Source organism: Roseovarius sp. PS-C2, from assembly GCF_018862045.1.
Lineage (GTDB): Bacteria > Pseudomonadota > Alphaproteobacteria > Rhodobacterales > Rhodobacteraceae > Roseovarius.
The window spans coordinates 512,628-536,124 of the sequence record NZ_JAHKSQ010000001.1 but is presented as its reverse complement, the minus strand read 5'-3'; the positions used below and the strand labels follow the sequence as shown (position 1 = coordinate 536,124).

Below are 23,497 nucleotides of genomic sequence, written 5' to 3'. Positions count from 1 at the left end.
GAGACAAGCTTCCCGGCTGGACTGAGACCTCCCCGCTGACAGCGCGTCGCACGATGCTCATCTTACTTCCATTCCCGGTGGAGGACCGGGACAAATGGAGGAAATATCATGAATGAGATGACGCAAGTTTCAGGTGACTATGTTTCGCCCTTTAAATCCCGCTACGACAATTTCATCGGCGGCAAATTCGTGGCACCTGTAAACGGTCAGTATTTCGACAACATCACGCCGATCACCGGAGCCAAGGTCTGCGAAGTCGCCCGTTCCACCGCAGAAGATGTGGAATTGGCGCTCGACGCCGCCCACGCCGCCAAGGACGCCTGGGGCAAGACCAGCGTCGCCGAACGCTCGAACATTCTTTTGAAGATCGCGGACCGGATCGAAGAAAACCTTGATCTGATCGCCACCGCCGAAACATGGGACAACGGCAAGCCGATCCGCGAGACGACGGCGGCCGACATCCCGCTCTCGGTCGATCATTTTCGCTACTTCGCCAGTGTGTTGCGCGCGCAGGAAGGCAACATGTCGGAAATCGACAATGATACCGTCGCGTATCACTTCCACGAACCGCTGGGCGTGGTCGGTCAGATTATCCCTTGGAACTTCTCGGTCCTGATGGCCGCATGGAAACTCGCCCCTGCTCTGGCAGCAGGGAACTGCATCGTGCTGAAGCCCGCCGAACAGACGCCTGCGGCCATCATGGTGCTGATGGAGTGCATCGCAGATCTGCTGCCAGCCGGTGTATTGAACATCGTCAACGGAATGGGGCCGGACGTGGGTGGCCCGTTGGCCGAAAGCTCGCGTATCGCCAAGATCGCCTTTACAGGTTCGACCGAGACGGGGCGCATCATCATGAAAGCCGCCACCAAGAACCTGATCCCGGTAACACTGGAACTGGGTGGCAAATCGCCCAACATCTTCTTTTCCGACGTGATGGCTGCCGATGATGCCTTTCTCGACAAGGCGGTCGAAGGCTTCGTCCTTTTCGCCTTCAATCAGGGCGAGGTCTGCACTTGCCCGTCACGCGCGCTGATCCAGGAGGACATCTACGAGGAATTCATCGCCCGCTGCATCGCGCGCGTCGAAGCCATCGTTCAGGGCGACCCGCGGGACATCAACACGATGGTGGGCGCTCAGGCTTCGGCCGAGCAGCAGGCGAAGATCAAATCCTACCTGACAATCGGTGTTGAGGAAGGCGCGGAGGTTCTGACAGGAGGTTCGGAAGCGCATTTCAATGGCGAAATTGCCGGGGGCTTCTATATCAAGCCGACGATTCTGAAGGGACACAACAAGATGCGTGTTTTCCAAGAGGAAATCTTTGGGCCGGTCGTGTCAGTCACGACCTTCAAGGATGAGGAAGAAGCTCTCGCTATTGCCAATGATACGATGTACGGCCTCGGCGCCGGCGTCTGGACCCGCGATGGCACCCGTGCCTACCGCTTCGGTCGCGATATCGAGGCAGGGCGCGTCTGGGTGAACAATTACCACGCCTATCCGGCCCACGCAGCCTTCGGCGGCTACAAGCAATCGGGTATCGGACGCGAGAACCACAAGATGATGCTCGATCACTACCAGCAAACCAAGAATATGCTGGTCAGCTACAATCCGAACAAACTGGGCTTCTTCTGATCCGGCCTCCATGTGCATGTGTCGGCCACCCCGAGTGGCCGACACCAGTGGCACCCAATCCTCTCTACGTTACAACGGACATCGCCGGGCATTTGTCATTTACCCAATGTCGTCCTTTATCGTTGCCGTTGCACAGAGCGTATTCCCGCTACGCTGAAGAGAGTTGCTGGCAAGATTCAGTTTAGTTCTACCTCGGGCCATCGAAGAAGGGATATTCGATAGATAGGCAGCCTCCGGCATTTCGGGTTCAATTCAGCCATTCGCTGCAAATGGCGCTGATGGCTGTGATCCGAAGCGTAGCGATCATGCGGTATTCAACCGGTATTTGAGAAACGTAGATCCATCGTATTCAATCTCACCGATGAATTCTGCGCCAAGCCTTTTAAGCGCTCCCAGATTTCTTCGTGACGGCGGCAGTAGAAAGGTAACAAAAGGGATACGCTCGTTGGAGATGGCGAAATTGATCGCTTTTCTCAAGATACAAGCCCCTAATCCAAAAGAATCCGGCTTTAGAACAAGGCCGAAATCCCACTCATCTCCCTCCCTTTGAAAGCCACCCCAACCAACATATTTATTGTTTGACAGAATGGCCCAATGGCCGAGCCCATCGCGGCTCCAGCACTTCTCTTTGGCTGCGACAAAATTGGCCACGGTAGTTTCATCCCAACCGGAAGTCAGAAGAGGCATATGTTCTGCAATGCGAGGATCGGACATATGAGCAATAATCTCGGCCGGATCAATTTTAGTTAATCGGGTAAACGCAATCTGGCGTTCCATCTTAAGGGCCTTCTGAACAAAATTGAGACCATTATTTTTGCAACATGGTCGAGATTTTAAAAGAATAGGTAAAATTGAATATTTAATCTGTTCTTTTCGTTGCATAGCGTGTTTGACGACATCACAATCCATTGCAGGAGCTGGCCATGACGTTTGGCAAATCGGCTATTGTCTGCGGTGTATCAGTTTCAACGGTTGTACTCCTTTCCGCAGATTTCTCTTTTGCGCAGAACGCCGATGTTCTGTCTGTGTCCGCTCAGGACAGTGTGCCTTACGAATTCGACGCAGGGGCAACGTTGTCGGAGCAGTATACCGACAATGTGTTTTTGACGGCCAATGACCGCCGGTCGGATTTCGTGACGCTTTTCGCGCCCTGGATGGGGTTATCATACCGGGCGGAAGATTTTCGGCTGAATCTCGAGGCGAGTGCGGAAATCGCACGTTTTGCCGATTATTCGAACGAAGATTACGAAGATTATTTCCTCGGGGCCGAAGCGCAGTATCGGATCAGCGATACAGTATTCGCCTTTGGCGGGCTGGATTATACCTTGGGGCATGAAAGCCGTGAATCTCCTGACGATGTGAATGGCTTGCGCCCTACTGAATTGCGCGAGGTCAGCGGCTATGTCGGGTTGGGCGGGAAAGTTGCCGACCGCAATTTCCGCTTGGGCCTGAATGTTCGCGATTTGAACTATGACGATACGCCCGCCGCGTTGGGGCGGGTCATCGACAACGATGATCGTGACCGTCGCCAGATCGAGTTCGGCGGGCGTATCGGAGTTGCTGCTACGGAAAACGGCGAGGTGTTCGTTCAGGGAATTTACGATCAGCGCGATTACGATCAGGCAATCGACAATCAGGGCACCGGGTTTCAGCGCAGCTCGACGGGGTATCAGGCCGCACTGGGCTATACCGGCATGATCGGCCCGATGAAGGGGGAGGTTCTTCTGGGGGTGATGTCCCAAAACTATGATGATCCGCGTTTCGGTTCGACGGTTGCGGTGGATCTCGGGGCCGATCTGACAATGCCGTTGGGCAATGGCACCGCGCTTGACGCGGTTGTGGAACGTAGCATCGAAGAGACCACCCTGAACGGGGCGTCTGGCTATATTTCCACATCTGCCGGCCTTCGGTTGCGCCACAGGGTGGCGAACAACATGTCTTTGGCGGCGTATGCTTTCCTGACGCAGAATGACTATCAGAACTTGCCGCGTACCGATATGCTCAAGGAAACGGGGCTGTCGCTGCGCTATTACTTCAATCCGCGCCTCTATCTGGATACGAACTATGATTTTCGCCAGCGGCTGTCCGATGTGGCCGGTGCGGATTTCGATGAACACCGGATCACCCTGAGTCTAGGGGCTTCACTTGATCCGCGCTTTGACGAAAAGACCGCGGCTTTGGCGAAGGCCGGGGCAGGGGGCTTTTATGCCGGTTTGCAGGTCGGCGATAATGCCATGCACACCAAGGTGGATGGTCCGCGCGGCGCTGGCGGGAACCTGACTGCGGATTTCGGCGATCATGGCCTTGCCGGCGGGGTTTTTGCCGGATACCGGCGTGAATTCGGTAATCTCGTTCTGGGGGCCGAGATCGAGGCGGAATTCAACGATACTGGTTGGTCCCATCTGGCGGATCGAGATTTCACTGTCGAACGCGGAAACGCTTATGCGCTGAGCGGGATCGCCGGGCTTCGTACCACGAGCGGAAATCTTGTCTACGGTCGCTTCGGCGTCGTGTCGGCCGAGTTTGACAGTACCTATCAGCGGGGCGCCAACCCTGTTGTCCTGAGGTCAGAGAACGAAACCGGGCTGCTGTTCGGCATGGGGGCGGAAATACCCTTTGGGAACGGATTGTCTGGCCGAATGGAGTACCAACTCAGGGCCTATGACGACTATCCCGTCGGGTCCCCTGTGGGGGCAGGTGGTGATGATAACTTCGCCAATGTGGAAAGTCTTGCACGTTTCGGGCTGGTTTATGAGTTCGGCGGACAGGCGAAACCGGCGGAATCCGGCATAGAGACCGATTTTTCGGGACTGTATGCCGGGGCTCAGATTGGCCACGGTACCTTGCAGAGCGACAATTCCGGGCCGCGCCCGAATGCGGCGGCCCCGGCCTTTACGCTTGTCACCACGCGGGCGGGGCAAGGGTTTACCGGAGGCGTTTTCGCAGGCTACGGCATCCAAAGCGGAAGATTTTATGCCGGTGGCGAGGCCGAGTTCGAGCTGTCCTCGGCAAACTGGAACGTCGAACGCAGTCCCGTTGGCAGAATCTATTCTGTCGAGAAACTGGGGACAGTCGGGTTGGGGCTTCGGCTTGGGTATGTCCTGAACGGCAACGTGTTGCTTTACGGGCGGGCTGGCGCCGTGCGCTCGAAATTCGATTTCGACTATACCTATGGTGGGGCGATGGTCGACATGCGTGACACGCTCGACGGTGTTCGGATCGGTGGCGGAATCGAATTCCCGATCGGTGAAAAGACGACGGCCCGGCTGGACTATACCCAGACCGAATATGACGCGAATTCGGTGTTTTACGGTCAGGGGACGGACAGTTTCGATACGACGGAACGCCTGTTCCGCATTGGTCTGACACGACAATTCTGATCGCGAGAGACACGGTTCGTGAAAATTGACATACATCATTTTTAGAATGTGTTTTTCTGTGTTTAAATCAGTGCGAGATTTTCCGGCACACCGATTTCGTTTTGGTGGGTTGGGAGCGTAACCAAGGCTAATAGGAGGATATTCAATGCCTAAACTGGTTCGGTTCCAAAAGTCGGTAAAAGGTATGCTCGCGGCTGGTGTTGCCGCAATGGCGCTTGTCACCGTATCGGTCACGCCCGACGTTGTGTTGGCACAACAAGGGGCTGGTTCGGGCAAGCAGGCACATGGTGCGCAATCCGGCGGTGGTGCTGGCGGTGGTCATGGCCAAGGTGGTCAGATGGGTAGCGGTGGCGCAGGAAAGGGCCTTGGAGGTATCTTCAGGGACATTACCGGTATGGACGATGATCCGGTCGGAGGTCGTGGCGATTCAGCGGAATCTGCGGATGAAGGCGACGAGGAATCCGACCGCCCGGAATGGGCCGGCCAAGCCGGGGGCAAGGATGGCGCGGGCGGTGGGCAGCCACCGAATGCCGGGTCGACCAAGGGCGACATATTCGGCGATCTCTGGGTCATTCTGCGGGATGCGAACGGCGTTCCGATCCTGACCGACGAGGGGTATGTCCAACCGCTGGATGCGGATGGCAACCCAATCGCGCTTGATGAAGAAGGACATCCCGTCGATGAGTCGCTGACAACCGAGGTTGAACTTGGCCGCCTGAATGTGGGCCGTGCGCCGTCGCGGGTTTTGCAGACGCGTGCCGATGAGGTCATCGCCGTACTGTCAAGTGCTACGGATATCTCCACGGATGCCGCAGGCCGTCTGGTTCTGACCGTGGATGGAGAAGAGAAAACGATCGACTCTCCATTGGAGAACCTGGCGATCTACGTTTCACTACTGACGACGGGCAGCATTCCGGGGCTGACGCCCGACGATCTGGCGGGGACAGACTTTGATTTTCTGGTGGATGGTGCCTACACGCAGGCCGATCTTGACGCATCCGCCGCATTCCTTGCCGCTGCGACGGACAAGACGGGCGAGTTCACGACGGATGAAATTGCCTATATCGACGCGTTTCTCGGGATCAACACGACGTCGGTCGGTGATGTCACCTATTCCGAGATCGACTATTCGTCGTTCTCGTATGATCGTTCTGACACCTATTCGGGCGTGACCGCAACCGTGCTTGTCGAGCAGTCGGATGGCTCGTTCCTGGCGGAAAGCGTTGATGTTTATGAGGTTGTGTTCGGCTCGGTTGATGACTCGGCGAGTGGATCGCTCGAGGCGTATACTTTGGCAGCAGATGATGCGCGTGCCGTGATCGAGTTCATTCACGAATTCGCGGTTCCGGAAGCCATCGAATGATCCATTGGGTTTGTGGGGCGGCCATGTTGCCGCCCCGCACTCATTGAAAGGAGGATCAACGTGTCACAAGAAGCTGTGAAACGCCGCCTTGTTCTAACCGGCATGTTAGCCGTGATGTTCGCCGGGCCGGGCTTGGCGCAACATACGGATGAAGGCGGTGCAGACCACGCCTCGGGAGCGGGCCGGGGGGCCGGTGCCGGTGGCGCAGGGGGCGGTCAGCATGGTCGGCCAGAGGATGCACATAGTGGTGAAGACGATCATGGCGATGATCACACTGACAGCCATGACGACGACCATACCGATGACCATGACTCGGATCATGCCAGCGGGGGAAAGGGGAAAGGCCCGTACTATCGTGGCGGGCGCGAAGCCATTCCTGTTGGGGTGAGCCATGGGCGCTCGCTGGAGGATAGGGTGCTCAGGTCGCTTCCGTTCTGAAAGACTGGCGGCCTGCTGTCCGCCCTGCCCGCACTCAAGCCCTGTTGAATATGGCGACGGACGAGGCCGGAGCAGCCGCCAATCGCGGAAGCTATGGGCAGATCGCGACCTTTGAGGAGTTTCCGCCAGTTCCTGACATCGGAAATTTGAGTCAGGTTTGGTGGGTGGCCAGTCAGAGCAGTCGCCAATGATTTCTACTAGTCGCAATTTCTAGAGCAAGCCGGCTTGGATCAAGACGGCCGTATTTGATCGAGGTCAAATAGATTTTGACACGCCAATAGTAAAGTTAACGTAGGGTCAATCATGGCTCAATATGCGTGAAAAACCTTAGGAGGAAGCAAGATGCGATTTTTCAAATTACTTTCGAGGGTTAGTGTAGCGTGTGCGTTTGCAGCCGTCGGCACAATGTCGTTAGCCGAAGAATCTGGCAAAGTTGAGTACATGGAGAACTGTGCAACCTGCCACGGAGAAAGCGGATTGGGTGATGGGCCGCTGGCTGAACTGATGACGGTCCCGGTGCCGGGGCTCACCGATCTGAGCGCCAAGAACGACGGCGTATTTCCGATGTTAGAGGTTATTCATACGGTTGACGGGCGTCAGGGGACAAGAGGGCACGGCTACCCTATGCCCGTATGGGGAAGTCGTTTTAAGGCCAGTGTCGAAGAAATGGGGCCATACGGTGCGGAGGTCGTCGTTCGTGGTCGCATCCTCTCGTTGGTCTACTACCTTGAATCGATACAGCAATAAAGAAGGGGCCCGGTCACACCTTTTGATCGGGCTCTTCGCGCGCGGTAGCGGCATGCTTCGACGTTGCCTAACGTGATGTTTTCTGGAATCTGCAACGCGTTTTGCCATTGCGAAGCCTACCCAAGTGGCCAAAGCGATGGTCACTCCCAGCCGAGGCTGTGTACAAACTCCGAGCAATGTATGCCTGTTGGCGAAGACCGGAGGCGGGCATGTTGCACCAAATCGACGGGACAGATCGGACGCAAAATCCGACGTAGCCACCCCCAAAGTTCCATTAATCTTCTTACTTTTCTCAGATTTGTGTAGTTGTATGGACTGTGTGGCCGATCGGCTGTTTAGCTGCCGCGCTTTGGGGTAGTCGAGAGGTCTTTGGAATCGATGCATCGTGTTTGCGGTATTCATTCGAAGGGCGCTAGGACGATCCGGTGCGAGCATCGAATTGTTGGTCCGGCGCGTCGGCGTCAGCAGGGGCAACGAGGGATCGAGGCAGTGATTTTCTGGCGGTTTCTGGCAACAAGTGCTGTCTTTCTTATACTGGGCATTTCGCCAATCTGGGCGCAGTCGGATTGCGATAGATACCCCTTTGAGGCCAGTGCCGAACTGTCGGAAATCTACGAGGCGCTTTCAGGAACAGTCGCTTCCTATACGGGTCTTGCACACAGCTTGAACAGGGACCTTACGTTTTGCCTCACTGATACCTTGCTAACTGAGCGCGGATACTACGAACCAGATGAACGCACGATCGTTCTGGCCAGAGATATGAGTCCAGGCCTTACCCTTGCGGTTGCTGTGCACGAATTACGGCATGTCGAACAGTTCGATGTCGGCATTTGTCCGAGCCTTGACCTTTCAATGAAGGAACATGTCCGTTTGGTGTTCGCTATGGAGGCCGATGCCAGTGTCACGAGCCTTGTCGTCGCGGCGGATTTGCGAACGCAGGGCAAGCCAATGATGTGGAATGCTCTGGCTGGTTGGCCCATGCAAGCGGATCTGGCGGCCAGATTTGACAGGATTTTGGACGAGACTTCCGATGTCGGGCTTGCTGCTTCAGCCGCCTTCGAGGCTTGGTATGATAGCGATGTGCGTCGTGACAGTTACTATGTCGCGGCTTGTTCCAACTATCTGGACCAAATCGATCGTGAGCATCCGCTGCCGAAGTATGGAAGTTTGTCTGGGGCATATTTTGACGACCTGTGCCGACTGCCAGACGGTCGCCCCTATAAGTGCCGTGGGCCTTAGCAGATGCAGAGGTGAAACGCGTTTTGTTCCAAATGGCAAAAACAACCAATTGCTAGTCTTCATTGGCGCTGGCCACTGAGGAATTCTGTGCTTGGGGTTGCAGACCTCACGCGAGGAACGAGAGCAGCGGGCTAGTCCCGCAATTTGTTTGTTGCCTTTTGGGCTTTCGCTACAGTTTGCGCGAACGACTACTGCATCCATCTGTTGATCGTCTGACACCGACTTATAGTCGGAAAGGCGGCCGACTCCTGCGCGATTGCCTCGCCAACTGACCTGCTTTCCAACGGCGACCCAGATGGCTGGTGTCTGCCATCTTCTCGCGTCTTCGAGAGAACTCAGCCGGCGAATATCCAATCCGCTTCGCGCTCGGATCCACCATGAGCTTGGCTGCTCACCATCCGCACCTTAGGATGCGGGGCATGGGATATGTGACGTCACTCTTCGCTCGCAAGGTGGTCGCTGCGGCGGGCAGCGGGGTCAATACTGCAGAGGTGTTGTCTTCAGTCGGGATCGACCCCGACGGCCCTTGGAACCCCAGGCAGATGATTCCAGCCGAGCACTACTACGACATGCTCGAAAGAATCGCGGATCAGATTGACGTGACCGACCTGCCAGTGCGCACAGGTGCCTCCATGCAGCTTGACCAATACGGTGCGCTTGGGCTGGCCTTCAAGGCCGCAACTACGCTTCGGGCGTCCTACGCGCGGGTGGAACGCTATGCGCGCCTGTGGACCAGCGTCGTCGAATACGAGCTGAGGCCGGCGACTGGGGGCACACTCTTCATCCTGCATCGGACGGGCGAACGGCGTCTTGGGATGCGGCTGTCGAACGAGGCGACCCTTGCGAGCGCCGTATCTATCGCAAGGCAGGTCTGCCCGGTGCCGCTCACGCCTATGGAAGTTCTGGTCCGGCATCCCGCCCCGCGCACGATCGCTGCGCACGAGGAGTGGTTCGGCTGCCCGGTGCGCTTCGAAGCCGAACTCGACGCGATCCTCTATTCAGACGAGACACTGGCCCGATCCAACATCCTCGGGGACAAGGGAATCTCGCAATACCTCACCACGCATCTCGATGCGGAAATGGCCGAGATCACCCAAGAGCCCGCGCTTATCAGGCAGGCGAAAGCCGCCATCGCTCAGGCTCTCAGTGAAGGGGCACCGAAAATGGCCAAGATAGCCCGCATCCTTGGGCTCAGCGTGCGGTCCTTCCACAGGCGCCTCTCCGAATACGGAATAAACTTTCAGGCACTGACCGAAGAAACCCGCCGCGACCTCGCCGAAGGGCTATTGCGAGACGAGAGCCATTCACTGGCCGAAATCGCGTTTCTCACCGGTTTCTCCGAGCAGAGCGCCTTTACCCGCGCCTTCAAACGCTGGGTTGGCACGACCCCCGCCACCTACCGCAAGGATATCTCCCACCGCTGACGGGCGCATTGGCGACGACGGTCAAAAGGCTGGCATCATCGGTCAATACCGCAGAGTATTCACGCGCTTATCCCTTGGTTACCAATACCAAAGCCAAGGAGATACCCTATGAAAGACCAAGAGATTCTCGTCATCGGCGCGACCGGCAAGACCGGCCGCCGCGTCGCCAGCCGCCTCGAGGCGAGGGGCGTTCCCGTGCGCCAAGGCTCGCGCAACTCTGCAACGCCCTTCGACTGGGACGCGCCGGAGACTTGGGGACCGGCCCTGCGCGGGGCCCGCGCGGCCTATGTCACCTACTTTCCCGACCTCGCCTTTCCAGGTGCCGTGGAAAAGCTTGAGTCTCTATGCGAGACGGCCCGCGACATGGACGTCGAGCATCTTGTGCTGCTCTCCGGCCGCGGCGAACACCACGCGAAGGTGGGCGAAGAGGTTGTGCACAATTCCGGCGTCGACTTCACGATCGTCCGGGCCGCCTGGTTCGCTCAGAACTTCTCCGAAGGCTACCTTCGCGATCCGGTCCTCGCTGGCATCCTTCCGATGCCTGGCGGCGATGTCGCCGAACCCATTATCGACATCAATGACATTGCTGAAGTGGTTGTCACGGCGCTGACCGAAGAGGGCCACAAGGGAGAGCTCTACGAGGTGTCGGGCCCACGGTTAATGACCTTCGCTGAAATGTCGACCGAACTCTCGCGGGCCACCGGGCGCGAGATCCGGCATATCCCGATCAGCTTCGAAGAGTTTCACGCGAACATCGCCCAGGCTGGCGGCGCCTTCGTCGCCGACGTATTCACCGCCATCGCGCGCGAAACCCTGGATGGGCGCAACGCCCACATCACGGACGGTGTGATGCGCGCGCTCGGTCGCGGCCCCCGTGACTTTGCGGACTTCGCCCAGGCCGCCGCCCGAACTGGCGCCTGGACAAGTGCCGCCTGAAACCAACTCAGAAAAGGGAAATGACATGAAACCCACCCTAATCGAGAAGATCGCGCTCGGTCTCTCTGGCCTCACATCGCTCACCATCGGCGCTTTCATCCTGTTCGCGCCGCACGCCTTCTACGCCAGCTACGGCATCACGCTCGGCGAAGACGCCAACCTGCTGAGCGAATTGCGCGCACCCGGCGCCGGTCTCGCTGGTTTCGGCATTCTGATGCTACTCGGTATCCAGCGCCACGCGGTCCTGCCCGTCGCCATGGCGGTGGCCCTGACGGTCTTCATCGCCTTTCCGGTCGGGCGGCTGGTCGGGCTTGCAGTGGACGGAGCGCCGTCCGAGAGCGTCATCGGTGCCCTCGTCGTCGAACTGATCATCGCTGTACTTTGCCTCGCCGCCTTCCGCCGACGACTCTTGCAGCCTGCGCCCCGCCTCTCCGCGGTGTAGCCCGCGAACTGAGCCTGCTGCGGCGGCACGGCCCAGAATGTCCTGCCACCGCCCCAATCCAGGGAGGCCGTCCGCACCGTCGCCTGCGGACTGTCTGCAGCGCTGCTACTGTTCTCGCTCATCTGGGCCGCGCAGTCTCAGGAGCAGGCGGCTTGAAAAACCGAACCGCATCAGGGCGTAACGAAGTGAAGTTGACCCCTGTCCGCCGACATGTTCGTTTACAACCACAGCTCCCATGGAAGCGGTCGGTAATGGAGCGAGAGGGAGCAATGCTCATGGATGAACCACGTTTCCGCCGGGCGACCACAGCGGATCTTAGGGCGATTGTCACAATGCTGGCCGATGACGTGCTCGGTGCGTCGCGGGAAAACGCTTCACCAGCCGTAGATGATTGCTACCGGGCTGCATTTGCGGAGATTGATGCCGACCCGAACCAGTTTCTTTGTGTGGTCGAGGACGGGCAGCAGATTGTCGGAACCTTGCATCTCACCTTCATTCCGGGTCTCTCTCGCAATGGAACCAAGCGAGGACAGATCGAGGCGGTGCGGATCGCGAGCGATCGCCGGGGCGGCAAGCTTGGTGAAGCGATGTTTGCATGGGCGATCAGAGAATGCCGAGCAAACGGGTGTTCGTTGATTCAGCTTACCACGGACAAGGCCCGGTCAGACGCCCATCGCTTTTATGACCGTCTGGGTTTTGAACCGACCCATATCGGATACAAGTTGAAAATCTGAGAAAGGGCAGTTCAGCGCCGTTACGCAGGGACATTCGCAGATGCGGTGAGGATGCCGATCCCAGGGTGAACGTCCGGTCTGGTGGGCCACAGCGCAGCATTGCGTTGGCCGCACAAAAGTAAGCTATGGGCCGTTGCGCCGCTATGGCAGCACGCGGCTTTGAACGGCCCCCACTGGACTCTCAGCCCCTCGCTTCGATGCTGCAGTCGCAGTCCGCATTGCTGCCATTTTCTGCAAGCGCAAATTCAGAGTGTGCTCGAATTCTCACTGTGCGAAACCGAGCGATCGTCGGTTTCAAATCTAGCAAGCGTGGAGCCACACTCTAGCTCAATCAGGCGACCGGCTTTGGTTCAGGTCCAATCCCATAAACTCCAACTATTCCCGCATCTTTTTATCCAAATCGTAGTATGGTTCCATCGCCTGCAATCCCAGCCGCCAGTAGTGCCCCTGCGCCTCGCGCTGCTTTGGTCCTGTGGCCAGGCGCATAACCTTAAATCCGGTGTCCCGCGCTTCGGCGACGATGGCTCGCCCAGCAAATATCCAAAACCCTTGCCGTGAAATGCCGGTGCTGCGAACATTCGCTTCACCTCGCAAACACCGCCGCCAAGGTCTTTTAATGCCTCACAGCCGTCCGCCCGATCCTGCAAACCGGCTGGGCCTTGCGATCAATGACCGCCTGCACCGCGCGGAGGCACCGTGCGAATGAATCGTCGGTTATTGACATCCCGTTATACGGGAAATTCCTGCCTAAAATCTTAAAATTTGGTTAACAAACCATAAAGGCGCCATCTTTTCGTCACTTTTGCTTCGCACCGTCGGCGGGTTAATTCTCAGAGGCCCGGTGCCTCGCCCTTACGATTGAGGTGGCGCTGCTTTTTTTCCTGAAAACTAAACAGGATGCACGTGTCAACAGATTTTTCATCAGCCATCCCGGTGACGGATACGCCAAATGAGAGGTCAGGCTTATGCCCCTGATGACAAAGTTGAGAACCCGCCTGCACAAGTTTCGGGAGAAGTCCGACGGCACCGTTTCAGTCGAATTCGCGATCTGGACTCCGTTCATGATGTTCATTCTGATTGCGGCTATCGATTTCAGCATCCTGTTCATGACGCAATCGCACTACTGGGGGGTCGCACGCGATACCGCGAGGCTTGTCGCACGGCACGCAATGGATACACCCGACGCCCAAGCCTACGCCGTTGCACGTGCCGGAAGCTATTTCGGCAGCCCGATTGCCGAAATCACTATCCGCGCCGAAACCGTCAGCGTGAGCCTGAAAGCTCCAGCGAACTCGGTTTTGCTGTTTGATGCCTTCGGTTTTGCGGACGACCTGGACGTAACTGCGGCAATCACCCAAAGTCTGGAGCCGATCTGATGACAGCGCGAAAGACGAACGACACGACCCTGCTCACCCGCTTCCATCAGGACGAATCCGGTGTCGGCTCGGTTCTAAGCGTCTTCCTGATCATCATGGTGCTGATAATCGGGGGCGTTGCTGTGGATACATCCAATGTCTGGCGACACCATCAACTGCTGCAACAGACCTCGGATGTCGCTGCGCATTCCGGCGCCGTTGAACTGGCGAAGGGCAACACCACTGCAGACGCCCACGCCGCCGCTGTTTCCTCGGTCGGTTTCAACATGCCGAAATACTACTATGGCGAGCTTTTCGAAGATCAGTCCAAAGACGTGCAACTGCTGCACTATGATCCAGTCACCAACAAGGCCAGCACATCGGGTAAGGTGAATGCCGTGGCGGTCACTCTGCGCCGTAGCGAGAGCACGAACAATCCGGTTCCGACTTACCTGTTACGCATCGCGGACCTGATGAAGCCCGGACCTAAAACCAGCCTGTCGGAATGGAACGTCGAGGCTCGCGGAGTTGCTGCCTTCGTCAAGACCCGCAGGTGCAGCAGCTCGGACGGCCTCTATGCCAAGGGCGAAGTCAACTTGACATCTTCAAGCTTTTTCGGGGCAGGTTATTGCCTGCACGGTCAAAGCGCCGTCTGGATGCCACAGAATAATACGTTCGAATCCGGTTCGGGTGTCAGCATGCAGGATCTCAACGACTGCAAGAATAAATGCGTGGACGATGCCAATGACGGCGCATCCGAAGCCGCCTTCGAACAGAACCTGATCATGGAGGACCTGGGCGAGCATATCGACAAGATCGAGGCCGCTTTTCGAGGGACCGGAGATACATCCATCAGGGACGAATTCTTCAACGGAAAGTCACTGGGCTATGCCGACCTGCCTGAACTTGATGCCGTCGGCATCAATACCGGGACGCTGAAGGCTGGTGACACGGTCGAGATCGATAAAGCGGATTTCGAAGCCTTGGAGGCAGTCCCGAGCGGACTGACCTATGACGTATCCTGTAACGGAAAGAACCAGCCACTGAAGATCAGCGACGGAACGGCCAATCTGGACAGCGTCGCGATCATCACGGATTGCGCCATTGATTTCGCATCCGACGCGACGGTTCAATCGTCGATGCTGTTGTCAGACAAGATCAGCAACAGCGCCAGCATCACCGCCACGCAGGGAGCGTCCGTTGGAGTTGCAAACTCGATGTGCGACCCCGATCTTCAAAGCACGATCATGGGTAAATCCGATATGGACGTCCCGTCTGACTTCGCCGGATCGAATGTCGCTTTCGTGGTGGACGGCGATATTCACCTTGCAGCCAAAAGCAATTCTACCACGAGCAGCCACAATGGAGTCAGCTTTCACTCGTCCGGCGAAATCAAGATCGCGGCCAATCATGAATTCCATCCATGCGCTAACCCGCCGAGTGGGCTGATGCCAGCGCTGAAGGTGATCCGACATGTGTTCCCGCTTCAGGATTCCTTCAACACGAATTGATTTGCAGGACATGAACAACACGACGAAAGGGCCCGCGAGGCCCTTTTTCATGACTTTCCCGGACATCGCGGCGCGCCCGACTGACAGCGCTTTTCGGCCTCTTTCCGGGCGGCAGTAGAGCGCCCGCTTTGGTGTGCTCGTCGCAGCTTGAAATCTCGCCCAGACCCCTCGGAAGGCAGAGTTTACAAACGGCGCTTTCTTTGCGCATTTCTGTCATTCGCGAGCAGCGCAGCGAATGACCGGGAACCGCCGGTCCTGTTGAAAAACAACGTGTTGCGAGTGCAGAAAGCGACAGCCGGAAAAGTCCGCAAGCGCCTGGCGCCCTCGATATGGAATACCGAACATCGGGCGTCCGAAGGTTTGAGGCAGTGGCGGGACAAAGCCGGTCTTAGCCGTGAACTGCGTTTGCAGGACTGTAGAGGGACAGCGGCTACGCGAATGCTGAACGCCGGATTGAGCCTGTCTGAGATTGCCAATCACATGGGCTGGTCGCTACGACATGCAGCCAACGTGATCGAGCATTATGCGCAGGTATCCCCTGCCTAAACGCACAGTGTTTTGGTCAAGTTGGCGCAGTCTAAAAAGAGTAGATCGTGAACAAAACTGTAAACGCACCTGTAAACGGCAGGTGCCGCGTAACTGCTTGGTTTGGCTAAGTTACTGAAAGTAAATGGAGGCGAGTACCGGAATCGAACCGGTGTACACGGATTTGCAATCCGCTGCGTCACCACTCCGCCAACTCGCCGTCTTGGGTGGTTCATGTCGGTTATCCGATCGCTGCGCGCTGTGCAAGAGCCGCATTGCGGAATGTCGGCACGTATTTGCGTTGTTCACCGTCAGAGGATGTGCCAAAATGTTCCCTGAAATTTCAAAAAGACAAGAGCCTTGCCGATGACTGACTATTCCGCGCGGCGCACCGTTATGGTCGATACCCAGGTCCGCCCATCCGACGTAACCAAGTTTCCGATCATCGACGCGATGATGTCGGTCCCGCGCGAGGCTTTCGTGCCGCGCAATCTGCGCGAGGCGGCCTATATCGGTGAGAATATCGATCTGGGCGGCGGGCGTGTGGTGATCGAACCGCGCACACTGGCCAAGATGCTGGATGCGCTGGACATCCAGGGCGATGAGCTGGTTCTGGATATCGGCTGCGCTCTTGGATATTCCTCTGCTGTCATGGCCCGGATGGCCGAGGCGGTCGTCGCCGTGGAAGAAAACGCCGACATGGCCGGCGAGGCACAGGGCCTGCTGGCGGAAAACGGGGCCGACAATGTCGTGCTGCACGAGGGACCGCTCGGTCAGGGGGCGGCTGAACACGGGCCCTATGACGTGATCGTATTGCAGGGCGCGGTCGAGCATCTGCCCGATGCATTGCTCGACCAGTTGAAAGACGGCGGTCGTATCGCCTGTCTTTTCATGGAAGGGGCCCTGGGTGTGGTTCGCATCGGATACAAGATCGACGGAGAAATGACATGGCGCTTTTCGTTCAACGCGGGCGCGCCGGTTTTGCCGGGGTTTGAACGCCACGCGGCATTCACTCTCTAGGCCGCGGTCCCGGGCAGGGGTGTGACAGGTTTGATCGTCAGGAGAATACATTGAGGCACGCGACTGTAAGAAGAATAGTGGGCCCCGTGCTTGCGGTGGCAGTAAGCTTCGCCGCGCCGGTTGTGGCCTGGTCGGAAACCCTGGCCGATACCCTGGTCAGCACCTATCAGAACAGCGGCCTGCTCGAGCAGAATCGCGCGCTTTTGCGTGCGGCGGACGAAGATGTGGCTGTCACGCTGTCGCAACTGCGCCCGATCATCAACTGGTCGGTCGATGTGACGCGCGATTTCGGTCGTAGCAAGGTTTCGGGCAACCGCCAGCCGATTGCGCAAACCAACGCGTCGCTTGGCATCACGGCGGACTGGTTGCTTTATGATTTCGGTCGCACGGGCTTCCAGATCGAGGCCGCCAAGGAGACCGTGCTGGCCACACGCCAGACCTTGCGCAGCATAGAGCAGCAGGTTCTGTTGCGCGGCGTCTTCGCCTACATGAATGTGCGCCGGAACAACGCGTTTGTTTCGCTACGCCAGAACAACCTTCGTTTGCTGGAGCAGGAATTGCGTGCGGCACGCGACCGTTTCGAGGTCGGCGAAGTGACGCGCACTGACGTGGCGCAAGCCGAGGCGCGCCTGGCTTCGGCCCGTAGCGGGCTGGCGGCGGCGCAGGGCGATCTGGCGCAGGCGATCGAGGAATACGTGGCGGCTGTCGGGCGCAGGCCTGGTGATCTGCAGGCTCCGGGGGCACTGCCGATTCTCGGCGGTGACATCGACCAGTCCAAGTTGGTCGCGGCACGCAATCACCCCGATGTCCTGAAGGTCCAGCACGATGTCGCCGCCGCGGAGTTGACCATCGAGGCCGCCGCTGCCGCGATGCGGCCTTCGGTAAGTCTCACGGCGCGCGCCGGGCTGAGCGAAGAAGTCGGTGATTCCAACTACACCCGGACGGGCAGCGTCGGCGTGGGCGTGAGTGGTCCGATTTACCAAGGCGGTCGTCTGAGCGCGCTGCGCCGGCAGGCGATGGCCCGGCGCGATGCCAACCGGGGGGCGTTGCATGTCACGCAGTTCCGCGTCCAGCAGGACGTCGGGAATGCCTATGCCAATCTGCGGGCCGCGCGGGCGGGGCGCGCATCCAGCACCGAACAGGTACGAGCGGCAACCGTGGCGTTTCGCGGGGTCCGCGAAGAAGCGACGCTTGGCGCCCGTACAACGCTTGACGTGTTGAACGCCGAACAGGAATTGCTGAATGCGCGGGCCAATCTGATCTCGGCCGAGATCGACGTTTATACCGCGGCCTACTCTGTTCTGGCGGCCATGGGGCAATTGACGGCCAAGGACATGAACCTTGCGGTTCAGACATACGATCCGGCGGCTTACTACAACATGGTGAAATCGGCTCCCGCGGATATCAGCCCGCAAGGCCGCAAGCTGGACCGGGTTCTGCGCGCGTTGGGCGAAAACTAAAATACGCCCTGATCTGTTGTGCGGATTTGTCCTCGGGGCTACACTGGGGCGAGGCAAGAGTGGTGCGAAAACATGTCTGACCCCGTCAGCAATGCAGAAATCGAGGATGTCCTGTCATCTATTCGCCGGTTGGTTTCGACAGCCGACCGCAGCGATGAGGGGACTACGGATGCGCAGGAAACCCAGACGGACACAACCGATACCGAGCGCCGTCTGGTTCTGACACCGTCCTTGCGGGTCGATCACACCGATGACGACGAAGCCGCAGAGGAGGCCGGCGAATCGGACCCTGCCGGGACCGATGTGCTGGTTGCCGAAGAGGTCTGGCAGTTCCGCCACAACGCGCATGATGAGGATGCGCCCGATGACGGGGATGAGTCCGGTCACGACGACGACACGTCGCAACGCGCTGACGACGAGGTGTCTGCCGATCCGGATCAACTGGCCGAGGTGGGGGACGACATCACGCAAGACGACGCCGTTGCCGACACGGATGACGAACCCGCCTCTGCTGCGCTGGAAGACCGCATCGCCGAGGTCGAGGCTGCAGTCGCCGCCCGCGATGATCAGTGGGAGCCGGATGGCGACTCGGGCGATGAGTATTCGGGCAGTGCCGTCTCGCCCATGGCGTGGGAAGATTATGCTCCTGAGCCCGCTGAAGAAGAGGACGACTCCGACTCCGAACCTTCGGAGGAGGCTGAAGCTGAAGCGACGGCCGAGCCCGAGGTGACCGGTCCCGAAGAACCGCAGGATGACTCCGAACCGGAACGCCCGGATCATGCCGAAGACGATATGGTGTCACGGGCCGCTCAGGACGACGATACGCCGCTTTGGCAGGACGAGCGCGCCGATGCCTATCTGGACGAAGAAGCCCTGCGCGACATGGTCAGCGAAATTGTCCGTCAGGAATTGCAAGGCGCCTTGGGCGAGCGGATCACCCGCAATGTACGCAAGCTTGTGCGTCGCGAAATCCATCGCGCCCTCAGCAGCCATGAACTGGACTAACGGACAGCCCGGGCCAGACTTAGCAGCAGATCGAGATCCAGATGGGTTTCCACATGACGGCCCAGGGCATCCAGCGTCATGTCCACGTCACTGTCATATGTCAATGTGGATGTCCCTCCCAGATCGTTCAGGAATGCCGCGCGAAACCTGTCCGAACTGAACAGCCCATGCAGGTAACAGCCGCGTACCCGCCCCGAAACCGAGGCCGCGCCTTCGGCCCGGTCCGCGATATCCAGCCAGGCGCGCTCGCAATCCGGGCCCGAGGTTTCGCCCAGATGGATTTCGTATCCACGAACGTGATCGCCGGTGGGGCGGTATGTGGCCTCGGTCAGGGCCAGGCGCTTCTCGGGCTTCATGACGGTGACGACATCCAGATGTCCCAGGCCGGGAACGGTGGCCGCAGCCCCCTCGATGCCGTCGGGGTCCGCGATTTCGCGGCCCAGCATCTGATAGCCGCCGCAGATGCCCAGAACATGACCGCCGCGCCGGATGTGGGCGTGCAGGTCGATATCCCAGCCTTGCGCCCTGAAAAAAGCCAGATCGGCGATGGTGGATTTGCTGCCGGGAATCAGCACCAGATCGGCATCGCCGGGCAGGGGGCGGCCCGGTTCGATGATCTCGACACTGACATCGGGTTCCGAGGACAGCGGGTCGAGATCATCGAAATTTGCGATGCGCCCCAGCCGGGGAACGGCCACCCTGAAGGTTCCGCCCCGTGTCGATGCAATGTCCATGACATCCTCGGCGGGCAGACGCCACGCCCCGTCGAACCACGGCAAAACCCCAAGCGAAGGCCAGCCGGTGCGCTGCACGATCTCGTTCAGCCCATCGTCGAACAGGCGCACATCGCCGCGAAACTTGTTGATCGCGAAGGCCTTGATCTGCGAGGCGTCCTCGGGTGTCAGGACGGCCTGCGTGCCGACGATCTGGGCAATGACGCCGCCCCGGTCGATATCGCCGATCAGCACCACCGGCACACCAGCCGCCTGCGCAAACCCCATGTTCGCGATGTCATTCCTGCGCAGGTTGATCTCGGCAGGGCTGCCCGCGCCCTCGACCAGCACCAGATCGGCAGTTGCACTAAGCCGCTGGAAACTTTCCAGAACCGGGGGCATCAGGCTGGGTTTGGTTGACGAATAGTCGCGCGCACGCAGCGTCGCCACCCGCCGCCCCTGCACGACAATCTGCGCGCCTGTCTCTGTTTCGGGCTTCAGAAGCACCGGATTCATATCGGTCACCGGGGCGCGGCGGGATGCGAGGGCCTGAAGCGCCTGCGCACGGCCGATTTCGCCCCCGTCCTGCGTCACGGCGGCATTGTTCGACATGTTTTGCGGTTTGAACGGAGCGACCGACAGGCCACGATTGGCAAAGGCACGTGCGAGCCCCGCCACCAGCATCGACTTGCCCACGTTCGAGCCCGCGCCCTGAATCATGATCGCCTTGGCCATGCGCCGCCCCGCTCGATTGGTTCAATGCGCTCATATCGCCCGAACCGGCATGAGGGAAGGCTTGTTGCGCCTCGGGGTGGCAGGGCGGAAAAGAAAAGCCCCGCCATCGTGGCGGGGCTTGTTCAGCCTTGCAAGGCGATTGGATCAGGCGGCTTCGGCCTGTGCGGCAGCATTGCGGCGTTCGCTTTCTTCGCGCGACAGGGCGACCGACGTGCGCACACCCTTGCCGACGAATTCCATCAGGCCCGAAACGACACGCTCGTTCGGGTCGATTCCGGCGCAGGACAGCACTTCGCGGCCATCACGGGACCGGGCCCACCGGGCGATTTGCTCGGGGCCGTTTCCGTATTTCTTGTCATCGGCAATGGCATCGTCCAGCGCTGCCAGAACCACAGCGGCAAACAATTTGCGAGCACGATTGCCCTGCTCGGCATTGAATGCCGTGCCGTCAACGAAATCAGTCATGTTTCGTCCTTGTTTTTATTGGTCTTGTCTTTTTGGCTTGGCGATGGTTATGGCGGAGTTTGATCGATTCGGATAGAGCGAATATGCATAACTTCTATGCTCTTGGCGCATAGCTTTCTGCACATGCAGCACGATATATCGTCGTCTTGCCACCCATTGCCTCCCCAGATATAGGGGTGTGTGATCCTTCATCAACCTTTTGACATGGTTTTGTCTTATGCCAAAGATCAACGGAAACGAAATCAGACCGGGCAATGTGCTGGAACATAACGGCGGTCTCTGGAGCGCGGTCAAGGTCGATCACGTCAAGCCCGGCAAGGGCGGCGCATTCGCTCAGGTCGAGCTGCGCAACCTGCGCAACGGTTCGAAACTGAACGAACGCTTCCGCAGCGCCGACAAGGTCGAACGCGTGCGCCTGGAACAGAAAGACCAGCAGTTTCTTTACGAAACCGACGGCATGCTGGTGTTCATGGACAACGAGACCTTTGAACAGATCGAACTGCCCGCCGATATCCTTGGCGAGCGCCGTCCGTTCCTTCAGGACGGTATGACCGTTCAGATCGAATATTACGAAAGCGAAGCCCTGAACGCGACCCTGCCGCAAAAAGTGACTTGCCGCGTCGTCGAAACCGAGCCGGTGGTCAAAGGCCAGACCGCTGCCAACAGCTTCAAACCCGCCATCCTGGACAACGGGATCAAGGTCATGGTGCCGCCCTTCGTGGGGCAGGACGAGGATATCATCGTCAACACCGAAACCATGGATTACGCTGAACGCGCCTGACCCTCAGGCGCCAAGCGTATCCAGAAGGCGGCTGACCATGCTGCGATAGCCCGCCCCGAACAGCCGAAGATGCACCAACGCCGGCCAAAGCTGATACAGCGGCCGGCGTTTTTTATGGCCGGGCGCAAGGGGGCCGTAGGCGGCATGGAATTCTGCCGGAGGCGCGCCGAAAAGCGATAGCATGGCCAGGTCCACCTCGGCATCCCCGTAATAACAGGCCGGGTCGATCAGACAGGGCCGCGCGGCGGTGAACATCACGTTCCCGGCCCAGAGATCGCCATGCAGCAGGGCGGGCGGCGGTTGGTGGGGCAGGTGCCTGGGCAACCGGACAGCCAGCCGCTTGATCCGCTGGCGGAGATCGGCAGGCAGGTGATCGCCAAAGGCGAGAAGGCGGCGTTCGGCCCAGAATGTCGGCCAGTCGTCTGCGGCATCGTTGGGAATGGGCGCCTCCCCGAACGCATAATCCTCGGGCCAGCCATATCTCTCGCCCGGTCTGTCATGCAACGCCCCCAGGGCAGTGCCCAGATCGGCCCAGCCAGTGCCGGTCGGTGTGGTTTCCTCGAGATATTGCAGAACGATCAGCCCGTCTTCGGCATGCAGAAGCTTGGGCACAGGGGCCGCTGCCGTGCGCAAGGCTCTCAGCATCCGCCCCTCGGTGGCGACGTGCGGACCGGCTTTGGCGATGACGCTGCGGCCATCGTCCAGATCGGCCCGCCGGACATCGGACAGATCGCCGCCATGAACGGGCAGGATGCGCAGTACCGGTTGGCCGAGCGCCGCCTCGATCCGCGCCTCAAGGCTCATGGGGCGTAGGTAACTGTCGCACCGTTGGCCTGCATCGGCCCTTTCGCACGGTCAAACCGCAAATAGGCGATCGCCCGCCCGCCAGACTGGGTGAACAGCGTGCCCGCAGGCTTGCCATCCGCCGTGATCTCGGTGCCGACAGGGGACGTGCCGTCGATCTGCACCGTGACCAGCCCCTTGCGCAGCTCGGTCTTGTGCTTCATCCGCGCGGTCACTTCCTGCCCCACATAACAGCCCTTGCGGAAATCGACGCCGTTCAGCCTGTCGAACCCGGCTTCCAGGATAAAGGTGTCGGGCGTCAGTTCGATCCCGGTTTCGGGGATGCAATGGGCCACGCGGATCGCGTCCCAGTCGGTCCCGTCATCGCCCGATTCCTCGCCATAGAGCCGCCAGCCCAGATCGGGATGGCGCGGGTCCGGCATGGCGCCAGCGGGGGCGGGGCCGATCCCACGCTGCACGGTCAGATCGGTTTCCGACAGGGTGACATCGGCACGCAGCTTGTACATGCTCAGCCGTTGCATCAACGATTGCGCCAGCGACGCATCGACATCCAGCAGGATCGCATCGCCCCGCGGCACCAAAAAGAAATCCGCCAGATACTTGCCCTGTGGCGTCAACACGGCGGCATAAACCAGCCCCTGATCCAGCTTGCCGATATCGTTGGTGACCAGCCCCTGCAGAAAGCTGCGCGCCTCGGTTCCGGCGATTTCGATGATCTTGCGTGTCATTGGCTCTCCCGTCGCGCTTCGGTTCGTAATATAGGTCATGACGCGCGACACAACAGGGGGCGG

21 protein-coding genes and 1 tRNA gene are annotated in these 23,497 nt (G+C 59.0%); 15 read left to right on the top strand and 7 right to left on the bottom strand.

The window, feature by feature from the left end:
• The first annotated feature begins 108 nt into the window (after nt 1–108).
• Nucleotides 109–1,629: an aldehyde dehydrogenase gene (adh, locus tag KPG71_RS02605; RefSeq protein WP_216336562.1), complete on the top strand. Its 1,521-nt coding sequence runs from the start codon at nt 109–111 to the stop codon at nt 1,627–1,629.
• Nucleotides 1,630–1,932: 303 nt separating this feature from the next.
• Here the strand turns inward: adh and KPG71_RS02600 are convergent, their stop codons facing one another.
• Nucleotides 1,933–2,406 carry a GNAT family N-acetyltransferase gene (locus KPG71_RS02600; protein ID WP_216336718.1) on the bottom strand — a complete coding sequence of 158 codons (474 nt, stop codon included), beginning with the start codon at nt 2,404–2,406 and terminating at the stop codon, nt 1,933–1,935.
• 248 nt (nt 2,407–2,654) lie between these two features.
• On the opposite strand from KPG71_RS02600, the gene KPG71_RS02595 reads away from it, so the two are divergent.
• Both KPG71_RS02595 and KPG71_RS02590 read left to right on the top strand, forming a co-directional pair.
• The gene (locus tag KPG71_RS02595; RefSeq protein WP_216336560.1) at nt 2,655–5,009 is read left to right on the top strand and encodes an outer membrane beta-barrel protein; all 2,355 of its coding nucleotides are present in this window, start codon (nt 2,655–2,657) and stop codon (nt 5,007–5,009) included.
• A 145-nt stretch (nt 5,010–5,154) separates the two neighbouring features.
• Nucleotides 5,155–6,372: a hypothetical protein gene (locus tag KPG71_RS02590; protein ID WP_216336558.1), complete on the top strand. Its 1,218-nt coding sequence runs from the start codon at nt 5,155–5,157 to the stop codon at nt 6,370–6,372.
• A gap of 105 nt (nt 6,373–6,477) precedes the next feature.
• Here the strand turns inward: KPG71_RS02590 and KPG71_RS02585 are convergent, their stop codons facing one another.
• A complete protein-coding gene (locus KPG71_RS02585) occupies nt 6,478–6,693 on the bottom strand; it encodes a hypothetical protein (RefSeq protein ID WP_216336556.1) in 216 nt (71 codons plus the stop codon).
• A 522-nt stretch (nt 6,694–7,215) separates the two neighbouring features.
• On the opposite strand from KPG71_RS02585, the gene KPG71_RS02580 reads away from it, so the two are divergent.
• From KPG71_RS02580 to KPG71_RS02545, 8 genes are all read left to right on the top strand, one after another.
• A complete protein-coding gene (locus KPG71_RS02580) occupies nt 7,216–7,557 on the top strand; it encodes a c-type cytochrome (RefSeq protein WP_216336554.1) in 342 nt (113 codons plus the stop codon).
• A 489-nt stretch (nt 7,558–8,046) separates the two neighbouring features.
• Nucleotides 8,047–8,796 (top strand): DUF6782 family putative metallopeptidase, encoded by a 750-nt coding sequence (locus KPG71_RS02575; RefSeq protein ID WP_216336552.1) that lies wholly within the window; start codon nt 8,047–8,049, stop codon nt 8,794–8,796.
• 419 nt (nt 8,797–9,215) lie between these two features.
• Nucleotides 9,216–10,220 carry an AraC family transcriptional regulator gene (locus tag KPG71_RS02570; RefSeq protein ID WP_216336550.1) on the top strand — a complete coding sequence of 335 codons (1,005 nt, stop codon included), beginning with the start codon at nt 9,216–9,218 and terminating at the stop codon, nt 10,218–10,220.
• Nucleotides 10,221–10,328: 108 nt separating this feature from the next.
• A complete protein-coding gene (locus KPG71_RS02565; RefSeq protein ID WP_216336548.1) occupies nt 10,329–11,156 on the top strand; it encodes an NAD(P)H-binding protein in 828 nt (275 codons plus the stop codon).
• Between the two features lie 25 nt (nt 11,157–11,181).
• Nucleotides 11,182–11,598 carry a DUF4345 domain-containing protein gene (locus KPG71_RS02560; protein ID WP_216336545.1) on the top strand — a complete coding sequence of 139 codons (417 nt, stop codon included), beginning with the start codon at nt 11,182–11,184 and terminating at the stop codon, nt 11,596–11,598.
• A gap of 275 nt (nt 11,599–11,873) precedes the next feature.
• On the top strand, nt 11,874–12,332 hold the full coding sequence (locus KPG71_RS02555; protein WP_216336543.1) for a GNAT family N-acetyltransferase: 459 nt from the start codon (nt 11,874–11,876) through the stop codon (nt 12,330–12,332).
• A gap of 983 nt (nt 12,333–13,315) precedes the next feature.
• Nucleotides 13,316–13,708: a TadE/TadG family type IV pilus assembly protein gene (locus tag KPG71_RS02550; protein WP_216336541.1), complete on the top strand. Its 393-nt coding sequence runs from the start codon at nt 13,316–13,318 to the stop codon at nt 13,706–13,708.
• Nucleotides 13,708–15,198 carry a TadE/TadG family type IV pilus assembly protein gene (locus KPG71_RS02545; protein ID WP_216336540.1) on the top strand — a complete coding sequence of 497 codons (1,491 nt, stop codon included), beginning with the start codon at nt 13,708–13,710 and terminating at the stop codon, nt 15,196–15,198. Before KPG71_RS02550 ends, KPG71_RS02545 begins: the two co-directional genes overlap by 1 nt.
• Before the next feature lie 671 nt (nt 15,199–15,869).
• Here the strand turns inward: KPG71_RS02545 and KPG71_RS02540 are convergent.
• Nucleotides 15,870–15,943: transfer RNA gene (locus KPG71_RS02540), tRNA-Cys, on the bottom strand.
• Nucleotides 15,944–16,089: 146 nt separating this feature from the next.
• Here KPG71_RS02540 and KPG71_RS02535 point away from each other — a divergent pair.
• From KPG71_RS02535 to KPG71_RS02525, 3 genes are all read left to right on the top strand, one after another.
• Nucleotides 16,090–16,743, top strand: a complete 654-nt coding sequence (locus tag KPG71_RS02535) for a protein-L-isoaspartate O-methyltransferase (protein WP_216336538.1) — start codon at nt 16,090–16,092, stop codon at nt 16,741–16,743.
• An 86-nt stretch (nt 16,744–16,829) separates the two neighbouring features.
• Entirely contained in the window at nt 16,830–18,203 is a 1,374-nt protein-coding gene (locus KPG71_RS02530; protein WP_216336535.1) for a TolC family outer membrane protein, read from the top strand.
• Between the two features lie 72 nt (nt 18,204–18,275).
• Nucleotides 18,276–19,208 carry a hypothetical protein gene (locus KPG71_RS02525; RefSeq protein ID WP_216336534.1) on the top strand — a complete coding sequence of 311 codons (933 nt, stop codon included), beginning with the start codon at nt 18,276–18,278 and terminating at the stop codon, nt 19,206–19,208.
• Here the strand turns inward: KPG71_RS02525 and KPG71_RS02520 are convergent.
• Nucleotides 19,205–20,656: a cobyric acid synthase gene (locus tag KPG71_RS02520; RefSeq protein WP_216336532.1), complete on the bottom strand. Its 1,452-nt coding sequence runs from the start codon at nt 20,654–20,656 to the stop codon at nt 19,205–19,207. The genes KPG71_RS02525 and KPG71_RS02520 overlap by 4 nt on opposite strands.
• 144 nt (nt 20,657–20,800) lie before the next feature.
• On the bottom strand, nt 20,801–21,121 hold the full coding sequence (locus KPG71_RS02515) for a DUF6280 family protein (protein WP_073033294.1): 321 nt from the start codon (nt 21,119–21,121) through the stop codon (nt 20,801–20,803).
• 217 nt (nt 21,122–21,338) lie between these two features.
• Between KPG71_RS02515 and efp the strand changes: the two genes are divergently transcribed.
• On the top strand, nt 21,339–21,902 hold the full coding sequence (gene efp, locus KPG71_RS02510; RefSeq protein ID WP_073033284.1) for an elongation factor P: 564 nt from the start codon (nt 21,339–21,341) through the stop codon (nt 21,900–21,902).
• Nucleotides 21,903–21,905: 3 nt separating this feature from the next.
• Here the strand turns inward: efp and KPG71_RS02505 are convergent, their stop codons facing one another.
• Nucleotides 21,906–22,706: a fructosamine kinase family protein gene (locus KPG71_RS02505; protein ID WP_216336530.1), complete on the bottom strand. Its 801-nt coding sequence runs from the start codon at nt 22,704–22,706 to the stop codon at nt 21,906–21,908.
• Nucleotides 22,703–23,434: a folate-binding protein YgfZ gene (locus KPG71_RS02500; RefSeq protein ID WP_216336528.1), complete on the bottom strand. Its 732-nt coding sequence runs from the start codon at nt 23,432–23,434 to the stop codon at nt 22,703–22,705. Before KPG71_RS02500 ends, KPG71_RS02505 begins: the two co-directional genes overlap by 4 nt.
• Nucleotides 23,435–23,497: the final 63 nt, after the last annotated feature.